This window comes from Geobacillus sp. CAMR5420, assembly GCF_000691465.1.
Lineage (GTDB): Bacteria > Bacillota > Bacilli > Bacillales > Anoxybacillaceae > Geobacillus > Geobacillus thermoleovorans.
This window is the reverse complement of the sequence record NZ_JHUS01000014.1, coordinates 1-26,404: the sequence shown is the minus strand read 5'-3', so window position 1 is coordinate 26,404 and position 26,404 is coordinate 1. Positions and strand designations below refer to the sequence as shown.

At 45.6% G+C, this 26,404-nt stretch carries 26 protein-coding genes and 3 pseudogenes; 10 read left to right on the top strand and 19 right to left on the bottom strand.

The window, feature by feature from the left end:
- Positions 1–75: 75 nt before the first annotated feature.
- The 4 genes and pseudogenes from DI44_RS0116930 to DI44_RS13295 form a co-directional block, all read right to left on the bottom strand.
- Positions 76–1,472 (bottom strand): annotated as a pseudogene (locus DI44_RS0116930) (Nramp family divalent metal transporter).
- Positions 1,473–1,797: 325 nt separating this feature from the next.
- Entirely contained in the window at positions 1,798–2,844 is a 1,047-nt protein-coding gene (locus DI44_RS13285; RefSeq protein WP_011230086.1) for an NAD(P)/FAD-dependent oxidoreductase, read from the bottom strand.
- Between the two features lie 25 nt (positions 2,845–2,869).
- Positions 2,870–3,817 (bottom strand): cation diffusion facilitator family transporter, encoded by a 948-nt coding sequence (locus DI44_RS13290; protein WP_011230085.1) that lies wholly within the window; start codon positions 3,815–3,817, stop codon positions 2,870–2,872.
- Between the two features lie 14 nt (positions 3,818–3,831).
- Positions 3,832–4,140 (bottom strand): metalloregulator ArsR/SmtB family transcription factor, encoded by a 309-nt coding sequence (locus DI44_RS13295; RefSeq protein WP_011230084.1) that lies wholly within the window; start codon positions 4,138–4,140, stop codon positions 3,832–3,834.
- Positions 4,141–4,241: 101 nt separating this feature from the next.
- Here DI44_RS13295 and DI44_RS13300 point away from each other — a divergent pair, with 101 nt between their 5' ends.
- On the top strand, positions 4,242–4,502 hold the full coding sequence (locus tag DI44_RS13300) for a hypothetical protein (RefSeq protein WP_033024766.1): 261 nt from the start codon (positions 4,242–4,244) through the stop codon (positions 4,500–4,502).
- Between the two features lie 210 nt (positions 4,503–4,712).
- On the top strand, positions 4,713–5,852 hold the full coding sequence (locus tag DI44_RS13305; protein ID WP_011230083.1) for an IS110-like element ISGka2 family transposase: 1,140 nt from the start codon (positions 4,713–4,715) through the stop codon (positions 5,850–5,852).
- Between the two features lie 137 nt (positions 5,853–5,989).
- Here the strand turns inward: DI44_RS13305 and DI44_RS13310 are convergent, their stop codons facing one another.
- From DI44_RS13310 to DI44_RS0116925, 6 genes and pseudogenes are all read right to left on the bottom strand, one after another.
- The gene (locus DI44_RS13310) at positions 5,990–6,712 is read right to left on the bottom strand and encodes a ZIP family metal transporter (RefSeq protein ID WP_011230082.1); all 723 of its coding nucleotides are present in this window, start codon (positions 6,710–6,712) and stop codon (positions 5,990–5,992) included.
- 136 nt (positions 6,713–6,848) lie between these two features.
- Complete coding sequence (locus DI44_RS13315; protein ID WP_011230081.1) at positions 6,849–7,322, bottom strand: PCYCGC domain-containing protein; 474 nt, start codon at positions 7,320–7,322, stop codon at positions 6,849–6,851.
- A 317-nt stretch (positions 7,323–7,639) separates the two neighbouring features.
- Positions 7,640–8,221 (bottom strand): transposase, encoded by a 582-nt coding sequence (locus DI44_RS13320; protein WP_011230080.1) that lies wholly within the window; start codon positions 8,219–8,221, stop codon positions 7,640–7,642.
- A gap of 68 nt (positions 8,222–8,289) precedes the next feature.
- Positions 8,290–8,922: a hypothetical protein gene (locus DI44_RS19360; RefSeq protein ID WP_021322734.1), complete on the bottom strand. Its 633-nt coding sequence runs from the start codon at positions 8,920–8,922 to the stop codon at positions 8,290–8,292.
- Between the two features lie 88 nt (positions 8,923–9,010).
- Entirely contained in the window at positions 9,011–10,882 is a 1,872-nt protein-coding gene (locus DI44_RS13330; protein ID WP_033024765.1) for an RNA-binding domain-containing protein, read from the bottom strand.
- A gap of 298 nt (positions 10,883–11,180) precedes the next feature.
- Positions 11,181–11,987, bottom strand: a pseudogene (locus DI44_RS0116925) (SpoVR family protein); the annotation flags it as partial.
- A gap of 159 nt (positions 11,988–12,146) precedes the next feature.
- Here DI44_RS0116925 and DI44_RS13335 point away from each other — a divergent pair.
- Complete coding sequence (locus DI44_RS13335) at positions 12,147–12,752, top strand: DedA family protein (RefSeq protein ID WP_011230077.1); 606 nt, start codon at positions 12,147–12,149, stop codon at positions 12,750–12,752.
- 29 nt (positions 12,753–12,781) lie between these two features.
- Here the strand turns inward: DI44_RS13335 and DI44_RS13340 are convergent, their stop codons facing one another.
- Positions 12,782–13,030, bottom strand: coding sequence for a hypothetical protein (locus DI44_RS13340; protein WP_033024770.1), 249 nt, complete (start codon positions 13,028–13,030; stop codon positions 12,782–12,784).
- Between the two features lie 180 nt (positions 13,031–13,210).
- Here DI44_RS13340 and DI44_RS13345 point away from each other — a divergent pair, with 180 nt between their 5' ends.
- Entirely contained in the window at positions 13,211–13,468 is a 258-nt protein-coding gene (locus DI44_RS13345; protein WP_013146280.1) for a YhdB family protein, read from the top strand.
- A gap of 47 nt (positions 13,469–13,515) precedes the next feature.
- On the opposite strand, the gene DI44_RS13350 is transcribed toward DI44_RS13345, so the two are convergent.
- Entirely contained in the window at positions 13,516–15,273 is a 1,758-nt protein-coding gene (locus DI44_RS13350) for a phospho-sugar mutase (protein ID WP_033024764.1), read from the bottom strand.
- Positions 15,274–15,386: 113 nt separating this feature from the next.
- Complete coding sequence (locus DI44_RS13355; protein WP_033024763.1) at positions 15,387–15,833, bottom strand: CBS domain-containing protein; 447 nt, start codon at positions 15,831–15,833, stop codon at positions 15,387–15,389.
- Between the two features lie 181 nt (positions 15,834–16,014).
- Between DI44_RS13355 and DI44_RS13360 the strand changes: the two genes are divergently transcribed.
- Together DI44_RS13360 and DI44_RS13365 are read left to right on the top strand one after the other, a co-directional pair.
- On the top strand, positions 16,015–16,452 hold the full coding sequence (locus tag DI44_RS13360) for a disulfide oxidoreductase (protein ID WP_033024762.1): 438 nt from the start codon (positions 16,015–16,017) through the stop codon (positions 16,450–16,452).
- Positions 16,449–16,922, top strand: a complete 474-nt coding sequence (locus tag DI44_RS13365; protein ID WP_033024761.1) for a thioredoxin family protein — start codon at positions 16,449–16,451, stop codon at positions 16,920–16,922. Before DI44_RS13360 ends, DI44_RS13365 begins: the two co-directional genes overlap by 4 nt.
- Before the next feature lie 32 nt (positions 16,923–16,954).
- Here the strand turns inward: DI44_RS13365 and DI44_RS13370 are convergent, their stop codons facing one another.
- Entirely contained in the window at positions 16,955–17,353 is a 399-nt protein-coding gene (locus DI44_RS13370) for a YhcU family protein (RefSeq protein WP_033024768.1), read from the bottom strand.
- 138 nt (positions 17,354–17,491) lie between these two features.
- Here DI44_RS13370 and DI44_RS13375 point away from each other — a divergent pair, with 138 nt between their 5' ends.
- Positions 17,492–18,391, top strand: coding sequence for an RluA family pseudouridine synthase (locus DI44_RS13375; protein WP_033024760.1), 900 nt, complete (start codon positions 17,492–17,494; stop codon positions 18,389–18,391).
- Between the two features lie 74 nt (positions 18,392–18,465).
- Here the strand turns inward: DI44_RS13375 and DI44_RS13380 are convergent, their stop codons facing one another.
- From DI44_RS13380 to DI44_RS13400, 5 genes are all read right to left on the bottom strand, one after another.
- The gene (locus tag DI44_RS13380; protein WP_033024759.1) at positions 18,466–19,806 is read right to left on the bottom strand and encodes a hemolysin family protein; all 1,341 of its coding nucleotides are present in this window, start codon (positions 19,804–19,806) and stop codon (positions 18,466–18,468) included.
- A gap of 111 nt (positions 19,807–19,917) precedes the next feature.
- On the bottom strand, positions 19,918–20,610 hold the full coding sequence (locus DI44_RS13385) for a zinc metallopeptidase (RefSeq protein WP_011230067.1): 693 nt from the start codon (positions 20,608–20,610) through the stop codon (positions 19,918–19,920).
- Positions 20,611–20,757: 147 nt separating this feature from the next.
- Entirely contained in the window at positions 20,758–21,585 is an 828-nt protein-coding gene (locus DI44_RS13390; RefSeq protein WP_033024758.1) for an aldo/keto reductase, read from the bottom strand.
- Positions 21,586–21,866: 281 nt separating this feature from the next.
- On the bottom strand, positions 21,867–23,129 hold the full coding sequence (locus DI44_RS13395; protein ID WP_033024757.1) for a dicarboxylate/amino acid:cation symporter: 1,263 nt from the start codon (positions 23,127–23,129) through the stop codon (positions 21,867–21,869).
- Between the two features lie 313 nt (positions 23,130–23,442).
- Entirely contained in the window at positions 23,443–24,483 is a 1,041-nt protein-coding gene (locus tag DI44_RS13400) for a TRAP transporter substrate-binding protein (protein WP_033024756.1), read from the bottom strand.
- A gap of 312 nt (positions 24,484–24,795) precedes the next feature.
- Here DI44_RS13400 and DI44_RS19610 point away from each other — a divergent pair, with 312 nt between their 5' ends.
- From DI44_RS19610 to DI44_RS13410, 3 genes and pseudogenes are all read left to right on the top strand, one after another.
- On the top strand, positions 24,796–24,921 hold the full coding sequence (locus DI44_RS19610) for a hypothetical protein (RefSeq protein ID WP_277813377.1): 126 nt from the start codon (positions 24,796–24,798) through the stop codon (positions 24,919–24,921).
- 117 nt (positions 24,922–25,038) lie between these two features.
- Positions 25,039–25,365, top strand: a complete 327-nt coding sequence (locus tag DI44_RS13405; protein WP_011229672.1) for a transposase — start codon at positions 25,039–25,041, stop codon at positions 25,363–25,365.
- A pseudogene (locus tag DI44_RS13410) lies at positions 25,344–26,234 on the top strand (IS3 family transposase); the annotation flags it as partial. The gene DI44_RS13405 and the pseudogene DI44_RS13410, both read left to right, overlap by 22 nt.
- Positions 26,235–26,404 lie beyond the last annotated feature (170 nt).

Genomic DNA, 26,404 nt, shown 5'->3' with positions numbered 1-26,404 from the left:
CTACATCAAAAAATTCTATTAGCTAAAAACAATAAACCTCATTATCCGCAAAAAGATAATGAGGTTTACTATTTCTTAACCAAAGAATGTTTGGAACAATAAATATGCGTTTAAGCTGATAATCACCATCGCTACCATCCAAGCAAGAACTTTCAACCATAATGGATTTGCGAACTCGCCCATTTTCTTTTTATCGCTAGTGAATTGAACGAGAGGCACTACCGCGAAAGAGAGCTGTAAAGAAAGAATAACTTGGCTCAAAATAAGTAATTGAGCCGTTCCGCTTTCGCCATAAAGAGCAGTTACAACAACGGCTGGGACAATGGCAATCAATCGAGTGATCAGCCTTCTTAACCAAGCAGGAAGGCGAATGTTTAGAAAACCTTCCATCACAATTTGACCAGCTAAGGTTCCTGTTAATGTGGAGTTTTGACCAGAAGCCAACAAAGCAACTCCAAATAAAATACTTCCAAGTGTTGTTCCAAGCAGTGGAGCAAGCAAGTGATAAGCATCTTCAATCTCCGCAACATCTTTCATTCCTGCTTTATGGAATGTAGCAGCAGAAACAATAAGGATAGAAACAATAAGGATAGACTCCCATGACAATTGGTGTTTCAGGATAGATGCATTAATAAATAAAGCGAAAAAGAGTGCAATGGTTGAATCCCAAGTGGCATATTTGATCGCTTGTCGTTTACCCGAGCTGGTTTGTTCGTATTGACGTGTCTGCACAATGGAAGAATGCAGATAAAGATTATGAGGCATTACGGTTGCACCTAAAATACCGATTGCAATATAGAGCATGGATGGATTGTTAATAATCTCTGGGCTTGGAACAAATCCCTTCAATATGCCACCTACATCTGGCTTAGAAAGAAAGATTTCAGTCACAAAGCAAGCACCAATGGTTAGAATTAAAACAATTACCAACGTTTCAATATAACGAAACCCTTTATTCTGTAATAGCAATACGACCAGTACATCCAGAGCTGTAATAATCACTCCATATATTAACGGAATGCCAAACAACAATTTCAAAGCGATTGCCGAACCGATCACTTCGGCTAGATCACAAGCTGCGATTGCCAACTCGCATAAAACCCATAAGATCATTGCTACAGGCTTGCTGTAATGGTCGCGACAAGCTTGGCTAAATCCCTTCCCGTTACAATTCCCAACTTGCCAGCCAATGCTTGAAGCAATATTGCCATTAAATTGGAAAGCAAAATAACGGAAAGCAACGTGTATCCGAACTGGGAACCTCCTGCGATATCAGTCGCCCAGTTTCCCGGGTCCATATACCCCACGGCAACTAAGTATCCTGGTCCAGCAAACGCAAGAAACTTTTTCATCCAAGAACCCGTTTTTGGTATACGCAAACTTCTATATACTTCGGGCAATGTTGGTTGTGTCCGTTTCTTTCTCCAACCTTCCTCAACGACTAACGGCAGTTTTTTTATATTTTCACTCATGATGATCACCTCATGATTGGTTTTCGCTAAATATTTTGCATTAAGGAAACTTTTGGGGTAAAAAAATTTGCTCCTACAACTTAGAATTAGATATATGTAAGAGCAAAGAAAATGTTGCCTAAATAAATTGTACATCAGAAACTTTTTTAGTCAATGGAAACTTTTATCGTTTGTTAGTTTAAGATCGCTAAAATATTGAACAAGGTACTGACCTTGTTCAAACCATTTAATGATATTTGAAGCTTATGTTTGAATGAATACTCTCCCACTTACGCTAAGCTTAGAAGGGCTATAAAAAGTTCTAACCACAACATTGCAAGCACCTTCAATGGTTTAAAATATCATTTATCAAATACTCTGCATCGGCACCCACTCCTCCAATAAGAGCAGATCCCCTTCGATACTGCCACGGCAATCCCAAGAAGTACAATCCTTTCACAGAAGTTACCCCTCTTTGGTGAATGGGCTTTCCTCTATGGTCTAAAACATTCGGAATTTGAATCCAACTGTAATCAGAATAAAATCCAGTTGCCCAAATGACATTTTGAACTTGAATTTGACTGTTATCTGCAAAAGAAATAACATCTCCTAAAATACTTTCTGTTCTGGGTTTAATTTTAATTTTGCCTTCTTGTATTAAATGTTTCAGTTCTTTACCGAAAATAGGGTCACTTTGCTTACTGATAAACTGACCTAACGAGCTGTTGATATGGACATTTAATAAACCTAATTTTTTAAACCACCAGAAAATACTTTTACCCATTATTTCAAGTGGAAAGAACTTCATTTTATGACCTACAGATAAATAAACTTCTCTGTCTTCGGACAATTCAACAGCAATTTGTGCCCCTGAATTTCCCGCACCGACTACCAAAACAGAGCCTTCTTGTAATTGAGATGGATTCAAATAACGGGATGTATGCACTTGATACACTTTATCGGATAAGCTTTCTGCAAATGGTGGAATGTATGGCTTTTGGAAAGGACCCGTTGCTACAACCACTTTCTCTGCCACATAATTACCATTATTGGTTGTAACTTTAAAAATCTCATCTTCTTTTTGAAGGGAAATGACTTCTGTGTTCAGATGAATAGGTAATTCAAATTTTTGAGCATAATCCTCTAAATAATCGGCAATTTCATCCTTGGTTGGATATCCGTTCGGGTCACCCTTTAAAGCCATTCCTGGCAAAGAACTGAACCAGCGAGGAGTAAAAAGAACTAAGGAATCATATCGGTTTCTCCAAACATCTCCGATTCGATTTTCCTTGCCAACAATGGCAAACAATATATTATTTTGTTTCAGATAATATCCCATCGCTAGTCCTGCCTGACTAGCACCGATAACCAGAACATCAACGATGTGTTGCATTTTATCACCTCTCTTCTGAAAAGGATTAAACTTTCATTTCCCCGTGATGGATTTGAGAGGTTTCAATTTGAATGGTTGCATGCTGAATTTTAAAGTGGTCCTCAATAAAATGGATCGCTTCTTGTAAAACCTTTTGGCTGTCTTGATGATCTTCAATCAAAATATGGCAACTTAATGAGTCTAACCCTGAAGTAATTGTCCAAATATGAAGGTCGTGAACGTTAATCACTCCTTCAATACTTTCTAAGGCTTTTTTCACTTCATTTTGGTCAATGGTAATTGGCGTTCCTTCCATCAAAATGTGAACCGTATGTTTAATCACTCCCCAAGCGCCTTTCAAGATTAATAAGGCAACCAAAATGGAAATAATGGGGTCAGCGACATACCAACTAAAGAGCCACATGACAAGCCCAGCGATGATAGCACCTACGGAACCCAAAGCGTCACCGATCACATGAAGATAGGCACTACGCAGATTGACATTATTTTTTACATCCCCTTTTTTCATTAACGCCCAGGCACTTAAAAGATTGGCAAAAAGTCCAATGGACGCAATCAGCATCATAGAGCCGCTAGCCACGGTTGGAGGATTGTAAAAACGTTCAATTGCTTCCCAAATAATAAATCCAGCGATAACAAACAAGGTAACTCCATTAAACAAAGCGGCTAAGATTTCAAAACGATAAAAGCCATACGTTTTATTGGGGGAAGCTGGTTTGGTGGCAAACCAAATTGCCACTAAGCTAAGAACAAGTGAACTAGCATCACTAAGCATATGACCAGAGTCAGAAAGAAGGGCTAGGCTGTTTGTGATTAAACCTCCGAAAAACTCTAACAACATAATTCCAGCGGTAATGAGAAGGGCAATTGTAAGCCCTTTTTTATTTCCTTCTCTACTGTGATCATGGTGATGTCCGTGGTGATGGTGATGACCATGGTGGTCGTGAGAATGATGGTGGTGATGATGATGCATGATAAAATACCTCCTTAATGATGTTCAGAATGGTCAATGGCTTGTTTTAATAATGAAATAACATGTTCGTCATCGCAGGAGTAAAACAGTGTTTTTCCTTCACGGCGATACTTAACCAGTCTCAGATTTCGTAACATACTAAGTTGATGGGAAACGGCTGATTGAGACATTTCCAACACTTCTGCAATGTGATTGACATTGCACTCTTCTTGCGATAACAAATAAAGAATTTTGATTCGTGTTGGATCGGCTAATACCTTAAATATTCGCGATACATTTTCAATGGTTTCAGATTTTAAGAAAGAATGGTCTTCCATCTTCATGATGATTCCCCTCACTTTATTTATTATATATGAGCATATGTTCATATGTATGTATCATATTTTATATTCATTTTTTTGTCAAGTTTAGGAAATGTTTTTTCATGAAAATGGGTTATTTAGCTCATAATGAATGGAAGGAGGATGATGACAACCGTTCAGGTGGAAAAATCGGACTTGCAACATGGCGATTTAAGGGTATAAAAAGGACAGCAGTGAGCTGTCCTTTCGAATATCAGCACATCTTTTGTAAATTCTTCTTCAAGTTCCCGTATGACGTTATCCTCAAGTTTTTTACAGAAAAGTTCCATGAGCAATGGTTTGCCCTCCACCCAGGGATGAAAATCCCCCTTTTCTTCCCATAATGAAGAATAGGCGCAAACAGTTCAACAGGACGTTATGCTTAATGGTGGCTTAGACCCTGTACGGAAAAGTGTTTGAATCCACTGGGTGCACCACCCATTGTCCGCCCTTTCCCGATGCGGAGGAAAGGTGACGACGAACGGAAAACTGCCGCATTTCTCCCGTGGATTCGCTGTTTGCGCACTCGATCATCGAAAAGGAGGATTTTCATCATGGATGTCATCTATCCTCGCTGCGCAGGATTGGATGTTCATGCCGAAACCATCGTCGCCTGCGCGCTATGGGAAGAAGATGGACACATTCAAAAGGACATTCAAACCTTCTCCACGTTCTCGAAGGGACTTGGCGACCTGCTTGAGTGGCTCGAAGAACATGGCGTTACCCATGTCGCCATGGAATCCACCGGCGTGTATTGGAAACCGGTCTTCGCCTTCCTCGAGGGCTATGTCGACTTGACACTGGCCAATCCGCAGCGGATCAAAAATGTCCCGGGAAGAAAAACCGATGTCTCTGACGCCGAGTGGATCGCCAAGCTGCTCCGCCATGGACTCGTTGAAAAAAGTTTCGTCCCCCCAGCGGATATTCGCGAATTGCGGGATTTTACCCGCCTCCGCAAAAAGTGGGTCGGACAGCTGACTTCGGAGAAAAACCGGATTCAAAAAGTGCTCGAGTCTTCCAATGTCAAACTCGGCTCGGTCCTCTCCGATCTCTTCGGCGTTTCCGGAAAAGACATCCTCGCCCGGCTGCTTGAGAAGGGATACGTGGACAAGGACGAGTTGGATCAATGCCTGCGCGGAAGGCTCAAAAAAGAAAAAAAGCAGGCGGTGTACGATTCGCTGCTCGGCACCTTGACCGAACACGAGCTCCGTCTCCTTCGCCTCTTGTGGAAACACGTTGAGGAATTGGAGCGGCTCATCGAAGAAGTCGACCAGCACATCGACCGCCTGCTCGAGCCGTATCGCGAGGAAGTGAACCTGCTGATGACCATGCCCGGAGTGAAAAAACAAACCGCCGCCGTCATCATAGCCGAGATGGGAACCGACATGAGCGTCTTTGAAACGCCGGAACGGGCGGCTTCATGGACTGGATTGTCCCCCGGCAACCATGAAAGCGCCGGAAAGCGAAAGAGCACGCGCACGACAAAAGGCAATCCCCATCTCCGATCGGCGTTATGCGAGGCGGCATGGTCAGCAGCTCGATCCAAGACGCATCCCTTGTCCCGAAAGTTTTGGTCGTTGGCGGCCCGGTGCGGGAAGAAAAAAGCCCTCATCGCCATTGCTCGGCGGATGTTGGTGATCATCTTTTGCATGATCTCCCGCAAAGAGCCGTTCCGCCAACCACAACTTATTTAGTCTAGCCAAAAGGCAGACAGGTTATACGAGATGCCTAAAATCGGGCACCTCTGCTTTCCTATTGCCTTTTTTGGCCATTTTCAGTATACCCTCACGGATCAGGAGCGTATACCGCACTCACCAAGTGGTGGGGATTTTCACGGAAAAAACAAGTAAAATGAAACCAATATAAAACCGATTATAGCCATGATAACACAGTATATTTTGGTAGATGCGCGTAAAGCTGTTCCAAAAATTTCTTTTCCCGTCACGGAAAGCATTACCCCCATCGCCAATGCGATAATCATTGCTACTAACCAAGGAACCCCCATTCCGTAATTGCTTCCGATGAATGCTCCAACTCCTATGGGGGCGGAGGCTATGGTTGCCCCAAGTATGATGCTGAGAATTCCAAACCCAGCCATCAGCAAGGGAGTAAAAACAGCAATACCTTCTGGAATATTGTGAAGCATAATCGCAGTCATCATTGGTTTAGTCAATGAATCGTGAGTATTGGCTCCAAGTGCGATGCCTGTTGGAAAATTGTGTAGGGCAATACTGAATGTTAAAAATAGACCAGAATGTACAAATAAGTCTTTTTTAGCGTCATTGGTAATAATGATCACATGATGGGAAACCTTTTCTAGATGCTTATAAATAAAATAACCAAAAATCAATCCGACAATAGCAATAAACCAACCTCCAATTTCTATGCTTTCAGGCAAAATTTCCATCGTGACCAGTCCAAATATCATACCACTACATACTGAAAAAATGGTTGGCGTTCCTTTTTGCCAGCCTTTAAACAACCAAGCAATCACTCCGCCAGATAACATTCCAATAGCAGAAGCAGAAAACCCTAAAAGCCAAAGTGAGTTCATCCATCATCCCCCTTGTACTAAGTTGTCTTTACTTTTATATCTGCCAAACTTATAAAATATGCCTTAAGAAAACAAAAAATCCTCCACCGTGGGAGGATTGTAAAGCCTTCGTTTTCGGAAAAGTGAGGTTTGTTTATTATAAAGGCATTGGAGTTTTAGTTGGTTTTGCGTAACCTTCTTTGTACTTTTCATCAATGTAATGGCGAATTTCCTTTATAGACTTACCTTCTTGTTTCATTTTAATGGATTCCGCTGCGATTTGTAAGCAAACACCACAACGAGTACCGTGGTCATCCCAGACAACAGAACCATCTTTATTGATTTTTTTGACAAAGCAATTCATACTACTTTTATGTCCCGCACTCTCGGCACAACCGCAATAACAAGGAATCCATTGTAACAACTCTATTGATTTGCCAGCAGCTTGATATACCAAGCGGACCTCTTCACTTTGACCTTTCAAAAAGGTCGGTAAAACGTCAGCAGAAGCAGTTTTTTCTTGCAAATCCCCATTGGAAGAATGCTCTTGATGTGATTGTTCTTTATTGGAACTGCAAGCCGAAATGATCAAAGTGAGCAGAAGTAAAACAATCATTCCCTTATATTTCATCCTTGTCACCTCTTATAACATTAGACATGACTAATATATCATAAGGGGTGGACATATTCAGCGTAATAATAAATTGTTCAAAATATTGTCAATTTATAAAGCTAAATCAACATATTATATTAGTCAACTATAATATGATCAGTTATAATAGGTACCGTCAAGAATTTTGTGTAATGCAAGATAGATAGGGTATCTCTGAAATGGATTTGGAATGGATAGGGGACTAGTTTCCTCCACACGAGGGACTGAATATTCAGTCTATTGCGCAGAAAGGGAGAATCCCCTTATCGTATTGGTTTGATATTTACATTATTTGGTTAATTGTAACGTTCTTCAAACATTCGCTCGAGGGCTTCCTGTGCTTCGGCAAATCCTCTTAACTTTCGCCCTGCCCATTTCTCATTAAAATCTTGGATGGTCAAATACACGACTTTTTCCGCGGCTTCTAAACTGCTCAAACTGTTCATCGGCTTTAGACGTTTCCGAATCTCTTTGATCGTTCGTTCAATGGCATTGGTTGTATAAATCACACTTCGAATACTGCTCGGATAGTCCATAAAGGTGAGAAGGACATCCAACTCATTTGCCCACGATTGGACTTCCCTTGGGTATTTGTGAGACCATTTGGATTGAAACTGTTGAAACATCTCCAATGCGATTTCTTTATTCGGAGAACGATAAATGAGTTTCAGGTCCTCCGCCATTTCGAATTGATCTTTTTTCCGAACACAACGGAGATAGCAGCCGTTTCTCCTATTCGGTGTTCGAGCCTGTTCGATTTCGAGGAAATGTTTGATTTCTTCCCGCATAATCAGCTCTAATTTTTCTTTCACAAATTGACGAATAACACTTTCCAGTTGATTTGCCCAGTCGACATTCGGTATACTTCTTTTAGACATAGGTAGGGTTCTCCTTTCTCTAAGATTTTTGGTCCAATCAGAGAATACCCTACCTTTTTTCTTTTGTTCTAGCAAAATGTTTTACACAAACTTTTATACATCACCAATCGGTCAGGGTGACTTTTTGGTAATACTGCTTGCTGATATAACTTGTGTTTAAGCATTGAATGGATTGGCAATTTGCGAATTTTTTCTATGTTTATCAAACTTCCTTCATTTTCCCGGGCTTTTTTGATTATGTCAAAAGGAATATCCGGATGGACAAAATAATTTTCAATCTCAGCTTGAGTAACTCCCAGCTTTCGGGCTATCGTGACAACCTTTACTCCGCTATTAACCATTTGATCAATCAACATATGTTTGTCTAACCACTTTGTTGTTTGATGATGGAACATCCTCCTTAGCAACTTAATTCGTTGTTCCGTTTCATTCGAATATCGCTGAATAACGCAAAATATTTTTGGGCACCTTTTATGCATTTCATTCATTTTTTTATATGCTAAGTATTCTGGGTACCCCGCAACTAACCAATATTTATCTTCCGTTCGATCCTTTTCAACAATAACATGGCTGCTTAACTGATCCCCTCCCTCTAATATTTTGACCATTTTCTCTACTGCTCTTTTTGAAACATTTTCAACGTATATGGGGACAATTTTATCTAATTCAATGGATTCCATCCAAATCCCATCAAGCTTCATTCGTACCCCTCCCCATCATATTTTGTAAAACTATATGAGAAGGGAAATTTGTCTAATAACAATAAACCAGCATTAGGAATCCAATATCCTAATGCTGGTTTATAAAAAGAGATCGTGTCATATATGCTTGTTTCGGATGGTTTATTTGCTCTGGATATAGCGGTTCTAATTTCCCTTCCTTAAGCAATCGTGAAATGTACTTTTTGCGAAGAGGATCCATCTGCCTATTCAGTAATTGACTTAATTCTTTGAGCGTTAACGGCTTAATTGCACAAAGATTTAAAATGATCTCATCCATTTCGGAAGGATTTAATCTCTTTTTCTTCCTTGCTAATTCAGAAATATCCAATAGCACTTTTTCATGATCTTTTGTTTGTTCGTTTTCGTTAGGTCCGGAGTTAGCAGCGTTAGGTCCGGAGTTATTAACATTAGGTCCGGAGCTTATCCGATTATATCTGGAGTTCCCTATAGACTTTTGATGAAACATTTCCGTTAGCGTATATTTTGTACCTCTTCCTTGTCCATTTGGTTCTAAATATCCTTTTTCCACCAGTCCGGATAATAATTTGCTTATTTCATCACTCTTTTTATCTGTCAGGCTTTGCAATCTCGTATTGGTCACATAATTTTCTTGATGTGCCGTCACTAAAATTAATACTTCATCATTGGTTAAAAACTTATAATGTTTCCCAAGAACTGCTTTTAGAAAATCGACGCTTTCCTGCGGTAATAATGAAGTTGTTCGCAACGTAAGAATCGTGCGATCCGGCTGAAATTCTTCAATTAATTCTGGGGCAGTCCAATGTTGTTCTTTCCACGCCAAATGAATATTCTCAATCCCCGACCCTGCCCGTTCACCAAGTCCGATTAACATAAACATTTTAAAAATCGTTGGATTTCTCGGATCACTTATTCCACCTTTCAGTGCTTGTTGCAAAGGAATCCGAAGAACACCCGGGTTGGAAAATCGAAATAACATCTTTTCCTTTTCGATAACAATTCCGCGTCGCCCGTAGTAATCGGCATGAGCCAACGTATTGACTAAAGCCTCACGAAGAGCAGCGTGCACCCTTGTATCATCCTTGCGAAAAAGCCCCTCCATTTGAAAAGGAATGTTTAAATCATCCGTTAGTCTGCGGATCACTTTAAAATAAAAATCATACAAATTCCCCGACCAAGTGCCGTCGGAAGAAATAATCCGATCTGTCCATCTCTCCCCCGGCACATCCGAACTCTTTTCCCGATATTCTAAGAAATACTGCGGTAAATACTCTGTAATGCTGCGCTCTTCCCCAAACATGAGCAACCCGGCTAATGTTAGCCCTTCCTCGTTGGTTTCGCGTAGCCTTCCCAAAGCTCCAATTTTATATAAAAAGTCCTTCAGTTCTAAACCATTCCAAGGATGATCTGGTTTCAAAGAAGAAAAGCGATTTCGATAACTTCTCACCGATTCCATATTCAAATCATTTAAACCGTAATTGGGAAGAACTTTGCTGTCTTGAGGAATTGGAGATTGATCCGCTATCATTCGCTGTACTTCTTCTTTTGTACATTTATAGTCTCCTTCATAATTGCGGCGATATGTACCTGTAAAAGGATTATGACCAATATAAATTGGCTTGTCCTCACGTGAAGCTCTTGGAACATAAATTTTCACGATTTCTTTCCCATCAACTTCAATAATTTCTACATTTCGATCCACTAAGATATTTTTACTAATCCTTTGGGGATTATTAATTCCATCCCAAAAGTCTTTGACTAACTTTTTTGCATCAACATCGACTGGGAAAAACTCTTGTCCTTTTTGCTCAACCCCAAGCAAAATAATACCGCCATTTGTATTTGCAAAAGCAGAATACGTTTCCCAAACATCTTTCGGTAGACCGCCTTTGGCTGCTTTACATTCCAATTCGGCATTTTCTCCATCTTCTATAATACGCAACAAATCCTTCGCGTCCATTCCGCCATATATCTCCTTTAAATTTCTAATATTTACTACAATTATTTGACAACGAAAAGAAACAATCCTTTTAACATTCAACAAATTATACAATTTTCCATTTGTCAAAGAAATTTATGGTTCACCAGGACAAAATGTATTACAAATGTTATTTTAGCATGATCACTAAACATTATCGAACCATACAGCAAACCATTAATCAAATGAGCAATAATTAAAAATTGCAACATCAAACAAATAAAAAAATCACTTTCGTATACAAGTGATTCCACATTTACATATTTAAAGCTCCTTTGCAAAACGAAGCCCATCCTTCGTTCATGATTTTCGTCTCCAGCTGCGGCCAAAAATAAAGCATTTCCTCGCGCATCATCGTTAAAATGTCGCGTTGCCAATCCTCCAGTTCGCGGCTGTATTCTTCAATGAACAATAGCACATCTTTTTCCGGTTGCGGCGGAAACTTGCGCCGTTTTTTTCGCGGCGGCGTTTTCAGTTTGTCTCGCTCGTCAAGCGACCATAAATCGTCGTACGGCGTCGATGTTTTCGGAGGCTCCTCCTCTTCGTACACTTCCGTATCTTCCCACGTCCATGACAGCTTTGGCCGCAGGAGCGAGGGATCGATATGCTCCTGAATGGCCAAGACGGCATCCAAAAATTTTTCCACTTCCAATTTTCCGTATTGATGTTCATAATGCTTGATCCGCTCCGCTGTCGCCGCCATGCTTTCCACCATATCGCGCTTCGTGTTGCTGAAGCGTACGTTGTTTTTGAAAAAGTCGCTGTGGGCCAACACATGGGCGACGATCAGCTTATTTTGGATGAGCGTATTCGTATCGAGCAAAAACGCGTAGCAAGGGTCCGAATTGATGACGAGCTCGTAAATTTTGCTTAACCCTAAATCATAATGAAGCTTCATTTTGTAAAACTGTTTCCCAAAGCTCCAGTGGGAAAATCGCGTCGGCATCCCATAGGCACCAAACGTATAAAGAATGTCCGCCGGGCAAATCTCATAGCGCATCGGGTAAAAATCAAGCCCAAATCCTTCTGCGATTTCCGTAATTTCCGCAATCGCCCGTTCCAACTCTTTCAGCTCGTCCTGCCGCATCCATCTCCCCCCTTTTTCCTCTTATCACAATGTATGAGGGAAACGGCGTTTTGATACGTTCCATCGTTTGGCATGAACGCGCAGCGCCCCATTTTCATTTGTGGACCGTTGGCTTATAATGGTCATATACAAGAAATCGCGGCAAAGCGTGGTGGTCATTTGCAGCACTATTTGCATTATCTTATCGAACACTTCGGCTACATCGGCATTATGGTTGCGCTGATGCTCGGCATTGTTGGGCTGCCGATCCCCGACGAGCTGCTGTTGACATATGCCGGTTACCGCGTTTCAACGGGGGCGTTTTCGTATCCGCTCGCTTTTCTTTCCTGCTGGCTTGGAGCCATCATTGGCATCTCGCTCAGCTATATGCTCGGGATTACGCTCGGGCTGCCGTTTTTGCATAAATTCGGTCCCAAGCTCCATCTTACAGAAAAACGGCTCGAGCAAACGAAAGCGCTTTTTTCGAAGCTCGGCCCAGCGGTATTGTTCATTTGCTATTTCATCCCCGGCGTTCGGCATCTCGCCGCCTTTTGGGCCGGCATGAACGCCTACCGTTGGAGAAAGTTTGCCTTGTTCGCCTACAGCGGGGCGATGGTGTGGGTCGCTGTCTTTTTGACGATCGGCGCCTATTTTGAAAGCCGCTGGATGGCCGTCAAGCAGTACATCCATGCCTACCGTCCATTCTTATTTCCAGTCTTTTTGGTCGCTCTTGGTTTCGCCATCTTCTATTGGTACATCCAGCAAAAGCGAAAAACACCGGGGTAATCTCCGGTGTTTTTCATTCTCTATGCGCGCTATACGTTCTCGCGCGGGCCGCGATGGTACGTTTCTGTCAGCAATCCCATAAACAGGCCGAATCCGAACATAAACATCGAGGCCCCGATAATGCCGAGACTGATGATCGTCAAGAAATAGTCTTTGTTGTAAGCGTTTGCGATAAAACTAAGCAAAAACAGTACGACTCCGACAATCAATCCCACTGACGCCATCCATTTGCACATGTTGATCATTTCTTGCCCTTCGTGCCGTTTGTTCATTCTCATCATCCCCTTATTTTGAGGATACTACCCTTGTCACAAAATTGCAACATTTATTTTTCCTTTTTCGTTTTCATTTCGGTTATAATTTATATTTTGCCTTCTGTCGCAACATTTACAGGGCAACAAAACGCCCCACCGTCATACACTAACAATGACTCCTTCTTGATAAAGGAGGCATGCCGCTTGAACACCGTCGACTATGATAAGGCGCTCTATTACACGCATCGCTCCGAATGGGACAATTTGCTCATTTTAATGGTGCGTACGCCTGATGATATTCTGTCAAAAAAAATTGAAAAGTTTCTCCACGCTTATAATTTTGAACATGACTACTCCGTCATCCAGGAGCGGTTGCACGCCTTGCTTCGCTATATTGACCATGCGCTTGAAGTGAGCGAACAAAAAATGGGAGTCGAGCAGTACGCACAGTTTTACTCGTAAAACGAACGGGGAATTGGCCGATGCCAATTCCCCGCAGATTGTGCTGATCATTGCGCATAAGAAGGAGAAACGGTGCTGAGCACATCCTTTACGCGCTGCATGACGGCTTCTGTTAAGCGGGCTAGTCTTTCTTCGCTGTCCTCCAGCGACGTCCCTTTGACGCCGAAGTACGCCTTCATTTTCGGCTCCGTCCCTGATGGACGCAGACAAAACCACGAGCCATCCTCCAAGATATACTTGAGCACATTGGATGTCGGCAAATCAATGGCCGTTTTTTCGCCGGTCAACGTGTTCGTCCGCTCTTTCGTTTTGTAATCCTCAATCACCGTCACCTTTTTCCCCGCGGCCTCCACCGGCGGCTGTTGGCGGAACGACGCTAAAATCGCGGCAATCGCCTCTGCTCCTTCTTTGCCTTTCAGCGTGAGCGATCGTTGCCCCTCGCGATAATAGCCGTACTGGTCAAACAATTGCAAGAGCGCCTCATACAACGATAGCCCTTGCTTTTTATAAAACGCGCACACTTCCGCCGCGAGGACAGCCGCCTGCACGGCATCTTTGTCGCGGACAAAATCGCCGATCAGATACCCATAGCTTTCCTCATATCCGAACTGGAACGCATATTGCCCTGTTTGTTCGTATTCCTTCATTTTTTCGCCGATGAATTTGAAACCGGTCAACGTATCGACCGTCTCAAGACCAAACGATTGGGCGATCGCCCGACCAAATTCAGACGTCACGATCGTTTTTAAGACAACACCATTTTCCGGCAGAGTGCCTTGAGCTTTTCGTTGCGACAGCAAATAGTGGAGCAACAAGCCGCCGGTTTGATTGCCGGTCAGCACGACATAGTCTCCCTTGTCATTTTTAACCGCCACGCCGAGCCGGTCGGCGTCCGGATCGGTGGCGATCAGCAGATCGGCGTTCACTTGCTTGCCCAACTCCATCGCCATGGCGAAGGCCGCGTGTTCTTCCGGATTGGGCGAGGCGACCGTCGAGAAATTCGGATCCGGCAGCTCCTGCTCTTTGACGACAAAGACGTTTTGGTAGCCGAGTTCAGCGAGCGCGCGGCGCACCGGTTTGTTCGACGTGCCGTGAAGCGGCGTAAACACGATGTTGATCGCCGTTTCCCGAGCGAGCTCCGGATGGATTGAAATCGTTTTGACAGCATGGATATAAGCATCATCGACGTCGCTTCCGATGATGCGAATAAGGCCTTTTTCTCTTAACGTTTCCTCATCTTCCACATGAATGGCGAGCTCGTTTTCGACTTCATTGACATAGCGGATCACTTGGTCGGCGACAGCAGGCGGCAGCTGTCCCCCGTCCTCTCCATACACTTTATAGCCGTTATATTCGGGCGGATTATGGCTAGCGGTGATGACAATGCCGGCAAACGCCCGCAAATAGCGAACAGCAAACGACAGTTCCGGCGTTGGGCGCAATTCATCAAACACGTATGTTTGAATGCCGTTGGTAGCCAACGTTTTCGCCGCCTCCATCGCAAATTCCGGCGACTTATGCCGGGAGTCATAGGCAATGACGACCCCGCGCTGCTTCGCCTCATCGCCAAACGATTGTATGTATCGCGCCAATCCTTCCGACGCTTTTCGCACCGTATAAATGTTCATTCGGTTCGTCCCCGGGCCAATCTCGCCGCGCATGCCGCCGGTGCCGAATTCGAGATTTTTATAAAAGCAATCCTCCAGCCATCGTTCATCATCGCGGCGTTGTTCCAACAACCGCTTCAATTCCGGCTCCAGTTGCGGCTCACGCAGCCATTGTTCGTATTTTTGTCTCCACTCCATCGCTGTTCCCCCTTGATTTTCATTTTCCCTGTTTATGTATTCGCTCCCATCATACAATATACCTGCGAAAAGAAAAAGGATGCCCAGAAAAATAAGGCATCCTTTTTCTTCCTTTACGCTTGCGGCTGCGAAGGCTCAGAAATGTTTGTCAACGCTTGTTCAGCCGCTTCGTTTGATGCGCTGTTCGTCGCAATATCGCCTAGCGCAACAATGCCTTGAAGCTGGTTGTTTTCCACGATCGGCAAACGGCGAACTTGATGTTGGGCCATGACATTCGCGGCTTCCTGTACGCTCATATTCGGCGTACCGGTGACGACTTGGTTCGTCATGACCTCCGCTACTTTGACGGTCGACGGGTCTTTTCCTTGGGACGAAACACGCAACGTAATATCGCGGTCAGTAATCATCCCTTTGACTTGCCCGTTTTCCACAACCGGAAGCGCGCCAATATTTTTTTGGCTCATGATTTGCGCTGCTTCTTGCACCGTTTGGTTCGGCGAAATCGTTGCGACGTTTTTCGTCATAATGTCCTGCACTTTGTTTCCGCTGTTGTTCGTCAATGTGATCCTCCCCTTTCACCGATTAGTATGGCTCGTTTGTCGAGCGATATAGATAGAAAATGTTGTTTTCTTTCCTTCCCTTTGCCGGTTATGAATGGACGTGCCGTTTTCCATCCCTTATAATGGAGCTGAACAGTGTAAGATCGGGCAACGGTGTCTGCAACGGAAGAAGGGGAGAAGAATGGAGCAAGAAAAACGCGCGGAACACTTGCTTTTGGCCGCATGGGCGACCGCGCTCATCGCCACCCTCGGAAGCCTTTATTTTTCCGAGGTGCTTGGGTACATTCCGTGCGACCTGTGCTGGTTTCAACGCATTTTTATGTATCCGCAAGTCATCATTTTAGGAATCGCCATCGTGCGCAAAGACGCTGCGGCAGCTCGTTACAGCTTCACACTGTCATTGATTGGCGGGGGCATTTCCCTGTATCATTATGGACTGCAAAAAATTCCACTGTTTCAAGAATACGCCATCAGCTGCGGCCGCATTCCGTGCACAGGGCAATATATAAACTGGCTTGGATTTATCACCATTCCATTTTTGGCGTTCACTGCCTTTATGATCATTATTTTGTTAAGTTGGACCGTCATGCGCCAGCAAAGAAAGGGGAGCGAACGTTGAAAAAACTGCTCGCATTTGGCGGCATCATCATCGCGCTATTTGCCGCCATCGCTTTTGTTACCTCGTATGAACAAAACGAAGCAGCCAAAGGAAACCCTTACCATAAAAACGAGCTGCATCCGGCCACCATCGCACAACTTGACGACCCGAACTACCGCAACATTATTTTGCCCGCGGAGTTGAAACAGCAGCTGGCTGACGGCAAGACGCTGACCGTTTACTTTTACAGCCCGACATGCCCTCACTGCCAGCGGACAACGCCGATCGTCGTGCCGCTCGCAAAGGAGCTCGGCACCGATTTAAAGCTGTTCAACTTGCTTGAATTCGAAGACGGGTGGGATGCGTACCATATTGAAGCCACCCCGACGATCGTCCATTACGAAAATGGCAAAGAAATCAAACGCATCGAAGGGTATCACGACGAACAAACGTTCCGAAACTGGTTTTCCTCATTGCACAGTGAAAAGTAAACAAGGAGCTAAGCATAGCTTAGCTCCTTGTTTTACATCACCCATTGGCTCACCGCAGGCGCATACACGCTGCACGGCCAAAGCCGCCTGCAAGTGAACTGCTTAGCATGAAAAGGAAAGGCAATGCCATGGCGGGCCAAAATCTTTTGATTGCGAACAAACAGCCATTCATACTGTTCCAAATCCCCATGCTCTCCGATATGTTCGATGACGGTAATGAGCGATTGCAACGCCGAAATGATTTGGAAAGCCTCTTTCATTGTCCCATTATATGTAACATGTTCGTGGTCCAGCGAAAGAATGCCCCATTCCTCAAATTGACGGATTTGTTCATCATCGAAGTAATGCGGAAACACATCGGTATAAAAGTAGTTGAGCAAATACTGCATGTAATGCTCTTGTTCCGGAGTCGCCGCATACATCATTTTCAACGTCCATACCACCTTTTCTCGCCGCAATGCTTGCGTTCTCCATCACTGAGACGATACTATGAGTGTACCATATCTCGCGCAAGGATAGAGGTAGAAAGTGTTTCCACAGCTAACAAGCAATTGGGAGTGTGACAACCTTTGTGGACAAGAAAAGGCGATTGGCTGGAATGCACCATCCCTAGCTGGTGGAGCGGTTTGACAATTGAACAGCTCCTAAAAGACGTATGGGCCGCCTCGAAAAAGCTCGCCCACCGCTGGCGGATGGAACACGGCGTCAAACTAAACGGCCAGGCGGTTCCCTGGCAGACGGTGCTCAACGAACGCGACCGGCTTCAGCTTTACGCATATGAGCCGGAGCCGTCGTTCATCGTTCCCGAATATCGGGAGCTTTCGATTTTATGGGAGGACGACCATCTGCTCGTCTTGAACAAAGAAGCCGGCATCGACATTCATCCGTCCGAACCGGGGCAAACCGGCACGCTGGCCAATGCGGTCGCGTTTTATTTGCAGTCGCAGGCGATTTTGACAAAAGTGCGCCACATTCACCGACTTGACCGCGACACGTCGGGAGCGATTTTATTTGCCAAACACCCGCTCGCCGGTGCGACGCTCGATCGGATGCTCGCCCACCGTGCCATCAAGCGGACGTACGTCGCCCTTGTTCACGGTCGTTTGTCCCCGAAATCAGGAACCATTTCCGCGCCAATCGGCCGCGACCGCCACCATCCAACGCGCCGGCGCGTCTCGAAAACGGGGGCAAAAGCTGTGACACACTATCGCGTCATCAAAACATTCCCGTCAACATCGCTTGTCGAGCTTTCTCTCGAGACCGGACGGACGCACCAAATCCGCGTCCATTTGGCCCATCTCGGCCATCCGCTCGTCGGCGATGTGCTTTATGGCGGCAAACCAGTGTTTCATCGCCATGCGCTTCATGCCGCTAAGCTAACGTTCCGCCATCCGTTTACAAACGAAGAGGTCATTTGTCTCGCGCCAACAAGCGATTTTCCCACCGACCTTTCGCGCATTTACAATTGATCTACTCCGCCGTCCTTCGATGGAGGAGGGGATTTCTCGGCCGAAACGAGAAAAGGCAGACGCCCCCGTCTGCCTTACAAACGCAACTCCTCCTCTTCGGCGCCTGCCGCCTCCTCCTCTTTGCTCGGCTCTTTTTTTGCCACTTCCAGCGATTTCACATGATGGCCATCCATTTCCTTCACCGTAAACAAGTAGCCATCGATTTCTACACTCTCGCCTGGTTTGATATCATAATGCTTCGTTAAAATCCAGCCGCCGATCGTATCGACGTCATCATCGTCAATGTCCAGCCCAAGCAAGTCATTCACTTCGCTGATCAACACTTTGCCATCCAAGATAAATCGATCGTCCATTTTTTGAATCAGCGGCGTTTCATCAATATCAAACTCATCTTGGATTTCGCCAACGATCTCTTCCAAAATGTCCTCGACTGTAACCAGTCCAGACGTGCCGCCGTATTCATCGACCAAAATCGCCATATGGATGCGTTCTTTTTGCATTTTGACCAACAAATCGTGAATGGCGATCGATTCAATCACTTGAATGATCGGGCGGATATAGTCTTTCATCTGCTTTTCGTTGGACGGATTGGCAATAAAGTCCGTAAACACCTCTTTGACATTGATGAGTCCAAGCACATGGTCTTTATCGCCGTCAATGACCGGATAGCGCGTATACTTTTCTTCGCGAATGATGTCCAAGTTTTCCTTGACGCTTTTGTTAATATCGAGCGCCACAATTTCTTTGCGCGGCACCATAATTTCTTTTGCGATGCGGTCGTCAAAACGAAAAATGTTATTGACATAGCGGTACTCTGACTGATTGATCTCCCCGCTTTTGTAGCTTTCCGATAAAATGAGGCGCAACTCCTCCTCAGAGTGGGCGATTTCATGCTCCGCCACCGGCCTGAGGCCAAACAGGCGCGTCACGAGCCGCGCAGAGTTGTTGAGCGTCCAAATGAACGGATACATGATTTTGTAAAACCAGATGAGCGGCTGAGCCGTAAACAGCGTAATCGCTTCCGCCTTATGAATGGCAAACGTCTTCGGCGCTAATTCACCGACGACGACATGCAAAAAGGTGATGAGCGAAAACGAAATGATAAACGCTAAAAAATGGGAGACGGATTCCGATAAATGGAGGCGTTCAAACAGCGGCAGCAACATCCGCGCCACCGTCGGCTCCCCAAGCCAGCCAAGGCCAAGCGAGGTGAGCGTAATGCCCAGCTGGTTCGCCGATAAATAGCCGTCCAAATTCGAAATCACTTTTTTCGCCGCGACCGCCCGTCGATTCCCTTCATTGACAAGCTGATCGATGCGCGAACTACGCACCTTGACGATCGCAAATTCCGAAGCGACGAAAAAGGCGGTGCAAGCGATGAGAAACGCCACCAACAGCAAACTGGCTATATCCAATTCGTCTCCGAGCGCGGATGAAGCGCCCAGGTTACACCTCCTGCACACAAAAGTTTCCATTGCAGCTGATAGGCGATGATGCCGCTGGGCCGCCTTAGGCGGCCCAATATGTTACGATTCCTCATTATTGTTCCCTTGGGTGAAAATGAGCACATATTTCAGCAGTTCAAACACGGCGATCAACGTTGCCGCGACGTACGTCAGCGCCGCCGCGCCAAGCACTTTGTTCACGCCGCGCGCTTCATTTGGGGCGATCAACCCTTCGGCCAGCATAAACCGCTTCGCCCGTGCGCTCGCGTTAAACTCCACCGGCAAGGTAATGATTTGGAAGGCCACCGCCAGCGAGAAAAACAAAATGCCGAGTCCAATCAGCGAAAATTGATGGAGCACAAATCCAACGAGCAACAACAACGGCGCAACGCCCGAAGCGAAGTTCACAATCGGAAACATCCGGTGGCGAAGGACGAGCGCAGCGTAGCCTTGCTGGTGTTGAACGGCATGGCCAACCTCGTGGGCGGCAACGGAAATGGAAGCGATCGAACGCCCATAAAAGACCGGCTCCGACAAACGGACCGTGCGGGAAATCGGATCATAATGGTCGGACAATCTCCCCGGCACGACCTCCACCGGCACATGATGCAACCCGTGACGGTCTAAAATCATGCGCGCCACTTCCGCCCCCGTCAACCCCGATGAGGCTGGAACTTCAGACCAGGCATTGAAATTGCTTGATACCTTCCATTGCGCCCAAAGCGATATCAGGAAGGCGATAAAAATGAAAATATCCATCGGATGGAATAGCATCGCAGCACCCTCCGTTTTTTCAATGTTCATCAAATGTGTATACTATTATTTATTGTACTTGCTCACCTTTTCATACGTCAAACAGCCCGCTCCGGTTTCAAAAAAAAACAGCGCCTGCATCGAGGCGCTATTTGGCTGATGGGGACATCAAAAATTGAAATTGTCTGGGTCAGGACCGACCCGTTTGTTCAAGTTCAACGCGTCGATCTGTTTCATTTCTTCATCGGTCAGCGAGAAATCAAAAATATCAGCGTTTTCCTTGATCCGCGCCGGCGTCACCGACTTCGGGATCGTCACAACGCCGTGTTGCAAATCCCAGCGCAACACCACCTGCGCCGGCGTTTTCCCGTACTTGCGCCCAATGTCAACGATCGTCGGTTCGCTTAAAATTTCCCCGCGCATGAGCGGCGACCATGCTTCAAGCTGGATGCCGTTTTCCCGGCAAAACGTAAGCAGCTCTTTTTGCGTCAGGCGCGGGTGATACTCGACTTGGTTGACCATCGGCTTGATTTCACACTCCGCCAGTACATCTTGCAAATGGTGGATATGGAAATTGCTGACGCCGATCGCGCGCACATAGCCATCTTTATACAACTTTTCCAGCGCCTTGTACGTCTCTTTATACTTCCCTTTCACCGGCCAGTGGACCAAATACAAGTCGACATAATCGAACCCGAGTTTTTTCAAACTTTTGTCAAACGCCTTCAGCGTCGTCTCATACCCTTGGTCGGTGTTCCACACTTTCGTCGTCACAAACACTTGCTCACGTGGAATGCCGGATTCGCGGATCGCTCGACCGACACCTTCTTCGTTTTCATAAAAAGCGGCTGTATCGACATGGCGGTAGCCGATCTCGAGCGCGGTGCGCACCGCGCTTCTTACTTCCTCCCCTTCTTTGACTTTATAAACGCCAAGGCCGACCCAAGGCATTTTCACCCCGTTATGCAAAGTGGCGCAATCTTGCAGGCCGTTCATATCCTCTCCTCCTCAAGCGTCATTATAGTTTCATTATGGGAAAAGAGGGAAAGAAAATCAAAATATATGCTTGCTCTCCTTTCTCACTTCCCCACGTCCCTCTTGTTCTTTCTTTAGGGGAAAATCAACGCAAAAACGAGGGGAAACGTTCCCCTCGCGCTGTCATTGCATTCCTTCTTTCATCCATTCGGCGATTTGCAGCGTGCGGCGCCTTTCCCGACGCAGTCAGAAACATGCGAACGGAAAAGCTGTCAATGGGACTTGCAGAGCGCTCCTGACTCTTATTTGGCCACGCTCATCGAGGCGCGCTCCACTTCAGCTTCGTTCGGATGAAACTCGTTTTCCATTTTCGAAACAACCACTGTCGCTACAGCATTGCCGATAATATTCGTAATCGCCCGCGCTTCCGACATGAAGCGGTCAACCCCAAGCAACAAGGCGATGCCTTCGACCGGAATCATCGGAAATGCTGCCAACGTTGCAGCCAGCGTAATAAAGCCGGAACCGGTAACCCCTGCTGCCCCTTTCGAAGTGAGCATTAAGACGCCAAGCAACGTCAGCTCTTGCCAAATGGTTAAATCAATGCCGTACGCTTGGGCGATGAAAATAGCTGCCATCGACAAGTAAATCGATGTGCCGTCTAGGTTAAACGAATACCCTGTCGGAACGACAAGACCAACAACCGATTTCGAGCACCCGTATTTTTCCAAACGTTCCATCAGCCGCGGCAGCGCTGATTCAGACGAAGACGTGCCAAGAACGAGCAACAATTCCTCTTTGATGTAGGCAAGAAACTTAAAGATGTTAAATCCGTAAAACTTCGCAATCCCGCCGAGCACGACGAAAATAAAGAACGCCATCGTAATGTATACCGAACCCATCAACTTTCCGAGCGACACGAGCGAACCAAGGCCGAACGTGCCGATCGTATACGCCATCGCGCCAAATGCAGCAATCGGCGAAACTTTCATGACCATATTGACGACGCCAAAGAAAATTTCAGCGATTCGCTCAAACAACGAAAGCACCGGTTTGGCTTTCTCCCCTAACCCTGCTGCCGCCAAGCCAAACAGGACGGCGAAGAAGAGTACCGGAAGCAATTCTCCGCTGGCCATCGCTGCGACGACGTTATCCGGGATAATACTGAGCACGAAATCGACAAACCCGTGGCTCGTCTCTTCCGCCTGCTTCGTATATTGCGAAATGTCGCCGCCTTTTACGGCATCGGTGTTAAACCCGACCCCTGGTTTGACTAGGTTGACGACGACAATCCCGATAGCCAACGCAAACGTGGTGACAATTTCAAAATAAATGAGCGCCTTGCCGCCGATGCGGCCGACTTTTTTCAAGTCGCCCATATTGCCGATCCCGATGACGACGGTGAAGAAAATGATCGGGGCGATCACCATTTTAATCAGCTTAATAAATCCGTCTGCCAATACTTTCAACTTCGCGCCAAATTCCGGAAATACAAATCCGACAATGATCCCTAAAATAATGCCGATGATGACTTGCACCGTCAAGTTTTTCAGTTTTCTCCGCATTTCTCCCACTCCTTTCGATATATTGGCAACGCTTTCAACATTATCATAAAGAAAAATCGTTGAAATCAAAATATTATGGTGATAATGGTCGTTTTGGTCTTTTTGGTCTTGACCTTTTTTGGCTCTTCACCACAACATGTTACTTGACAAGCAATACGGTTTCCTGCACAAAGATGTGCCAAAATCACGGATTTGTTGGTTTTCCTTCACAAGCGTAAATAGGGTATGTTCAGAAAAAATCAAGTACAACTTTTGGTGAAGAGCCACTTTTTTGCTGTTCAAAAACAAAAAAGCTTCCGCCCGCGGAAGCCTATTACGATCCTCTCATTTCATTCAAAAGCCCGGAACCAAACTGCCTCGTAAACTCGTCGTACAGCGGGGCAAACTTCTGCTCCCATTTCCGTTTCTCCTCTTCCGACAGCCGGTAAAGGAAGACATCTTCACGCCGCTCGAGCTGCTTGAGCTCCCGTTCGTTTTGCTCTTTCGACTGCTCTAAATTCCAACGCGTCGCTTCAGCCATCGCTTCAGTCATTTTTTGCTGGATGTCTTTCGGCAAATGGTCCCAAAATGACTGATTCATCATGACTGCGTACCCGAGATATCCGTGATTGCTGATCGTAATATACGGTTGAAATTTGTAAAACCCTTTCGAATAAATATTAGAAATCGTATTTTCCTGCCCATCAAACTTATGCTGTTCAAGCTCCTGATAAACGCGGTCAAATGAAACAGCAACCGGTTCACCGCCAAGCAAACGAAACTGCTTTTCAATCACTTCGCTCGGCATAATGCGAAAACGCAAGCCGCGAAAATCGTCAGGGGCGATGAGCGGACGGGTTGTGCTCATCATTTGCTTAAATCCATTGCTCCAAAACGCCAGTCCTTTCATTCCTTTTGCCTCCAGCATCCGAAGCAGCTCGGCGCCCACTTTTCCAGTAAACACGCGGCGCACGTCGTCCTCATCGCGGAACAAAAACGGCAAATCGAGCACTTGCCATTCGGGGACGAGCTCTGTCACCTTTGAAAATGATGGCGCGATCATTTGCACGTCGCCGCGCAACAGCGCATCAAGCTCTTCCCCATCCGAATAAAGCGAGCCGTTCGGGAACACTTCGACTTTGACGCGGCCGTTTGTTTTTTGCTCGACAAGCTCGGCAAACTTTTGCGCCGCCAGCCCTTTTGGCGTATTCTCTGCTACGACATGGCTGAAATAAATAATGATTTGCTTTTCCAATCCTTTTTGCTCGTCGTCATAAACAAGTGGTTCACGTCCCAGTTGACGGCTAGCTGCCCAGCCGATCAGACCGAGGCCAACAAACAAAAGGATTGTCCATGCTCTCCACTTTTTCCCCATTGTTCACACCATTCTTCCATCCTATTGCTAAAATTGCACTCCAACGGAATGCTCCCCGCCGACTCGAATCATTGAAGCAAAAAAGCGGCTGGAGCCCACCGATTCGGTTTGAAAGCAGCAATCGCCACGCCTTACGTATGCACCATCTTCTATGCTGGCGGGCAGAATATTTGTTCCCCACCGCCATTTTACACCTTTCGTTTCTTTCCATTCAAGAAGATTTGGTATAATGAAAAAAACGTTGATTTATTCCTTTCCCGATTCATATGGCATGTCCAACAGCCATCACGACTGCCAAAAAGGAGTTCCGCCATGAACCGGCTGCCGATTCGCTGGAAAATTACGATGTTGATTTTCGCCATCGTCAGCTTTTCCATGTTGCTGAGCGGTGTATTCATCATCAGCGACTTTTTCCATACAAAGGAGCATTCCCGTTAGGAGCTTTTCCGGGGACTTGATCAAAAAAAGCCCTCTTGGTATGTGATATTATCCCTCTAGTGTAGACAGTTGGGAAAATGCCCATACTGTCATTAAAAACACTGGAGGGATTTGTTTATGTTCGAGACCAAGCAAACACCGAAAGGGAAGACCACTTATTCCGTGGAGTTTAAATGGAGGGCTGTCCAGATGTACATCGAAGAAGGATGGGGATATAAGCGGATATGCCAAGAGTTAGGGATTCCCTGCACGAAAACGATCAGACTTTGGGTAAAACGTTACCATGAACATGGTCTAAAAGGGCTCGAAGAACGGCGCGGGACATCCAAGTCTCCATTCAAGGGAAGGCCTCGAAAAAAAGAGTGCAGTTTAGAGGAAGAGAATCGAAGACTGAAAGCAGAGAATGATTATTTAAAAAAGTTACGAGAGCTGGCAAGGAGGTGAAACCGAAAGAGCGGTTCTCGATCATTCAGGAGTTATCCAACACCTATCCGATTGCCTGGCTATGCCAACTGGCCGGTGTGTCAAGAAGTGGATACTATCGATGGGTGAACCGGCAGGGAATCGTCACAGAGAAGCAAAAGGAAAATGAACAAATCAAACAAATGATCCTCGAATGCCATCAAAAGGTCAATGGGATCTATGGATACTACCGCGTGAAGGCATGGATCAAACGAAATTATGGGAAGACCGTGAATCATAAGCGAGTGTACCGACTGATGAAAGAGTTGGGGGTTCAGGCCAAAATCCGTCGAAAAAAGCCGAAGTATAAAGCGGGAAAGGAGAATATCGTAGCGTCGAACGTGTTAAACCGTGATTTTGCGGCCACTGCAGCCAACCAAAAATGGGTGACGGATATTACCTATGTGCCATTTCAAGGAACCTATTTGTATCTGTCTGCTATTAAAGATTTGTACAACAATGAAATCATTGCGTATCGCATCAGTCGTTCGAATGACTTAAAATTGGTGATCGAAACGGTCAAGGATGCCATCAAAAAACGGGATGCGCGAGGAGTCCTTCTCCATAGCGATCAAGGCTCCCAGTACACATCCCGCCAGTACCATCAACTGCTGAAGGCTCATCATATCATTCCTAGTATGTCCAGAAGAGGAAACTGTTTAGACAATGCCTGCATGGAAAATTTTTTCGGGCATTTGAAATCGGAAATGGTGGACCTTCCCACCTTTGAAACGGAAGAGGAAATGATCGAGGCGATCGATCAGTACATGTATTTTTATAATTATGAACGGTGCCAGAAAAAACTAGACTACCTCAGCCCAGTGGAATACCGAATTGTCCAAGCAGCCTAGCAGACGAACGGCTGAGAATGTCTCCTTCTTCAGCTTGCCAACGATGAAGTGGAATGAAGGAGACGTTGTCAAGTGCTTTCCTTGACAACGTTTCCTCATTCCACTATCCTAACAAGCAGCTGAAGAAGGTGGGTATTTTTCACACTGTCTACTTGACAGGGATATGTTCA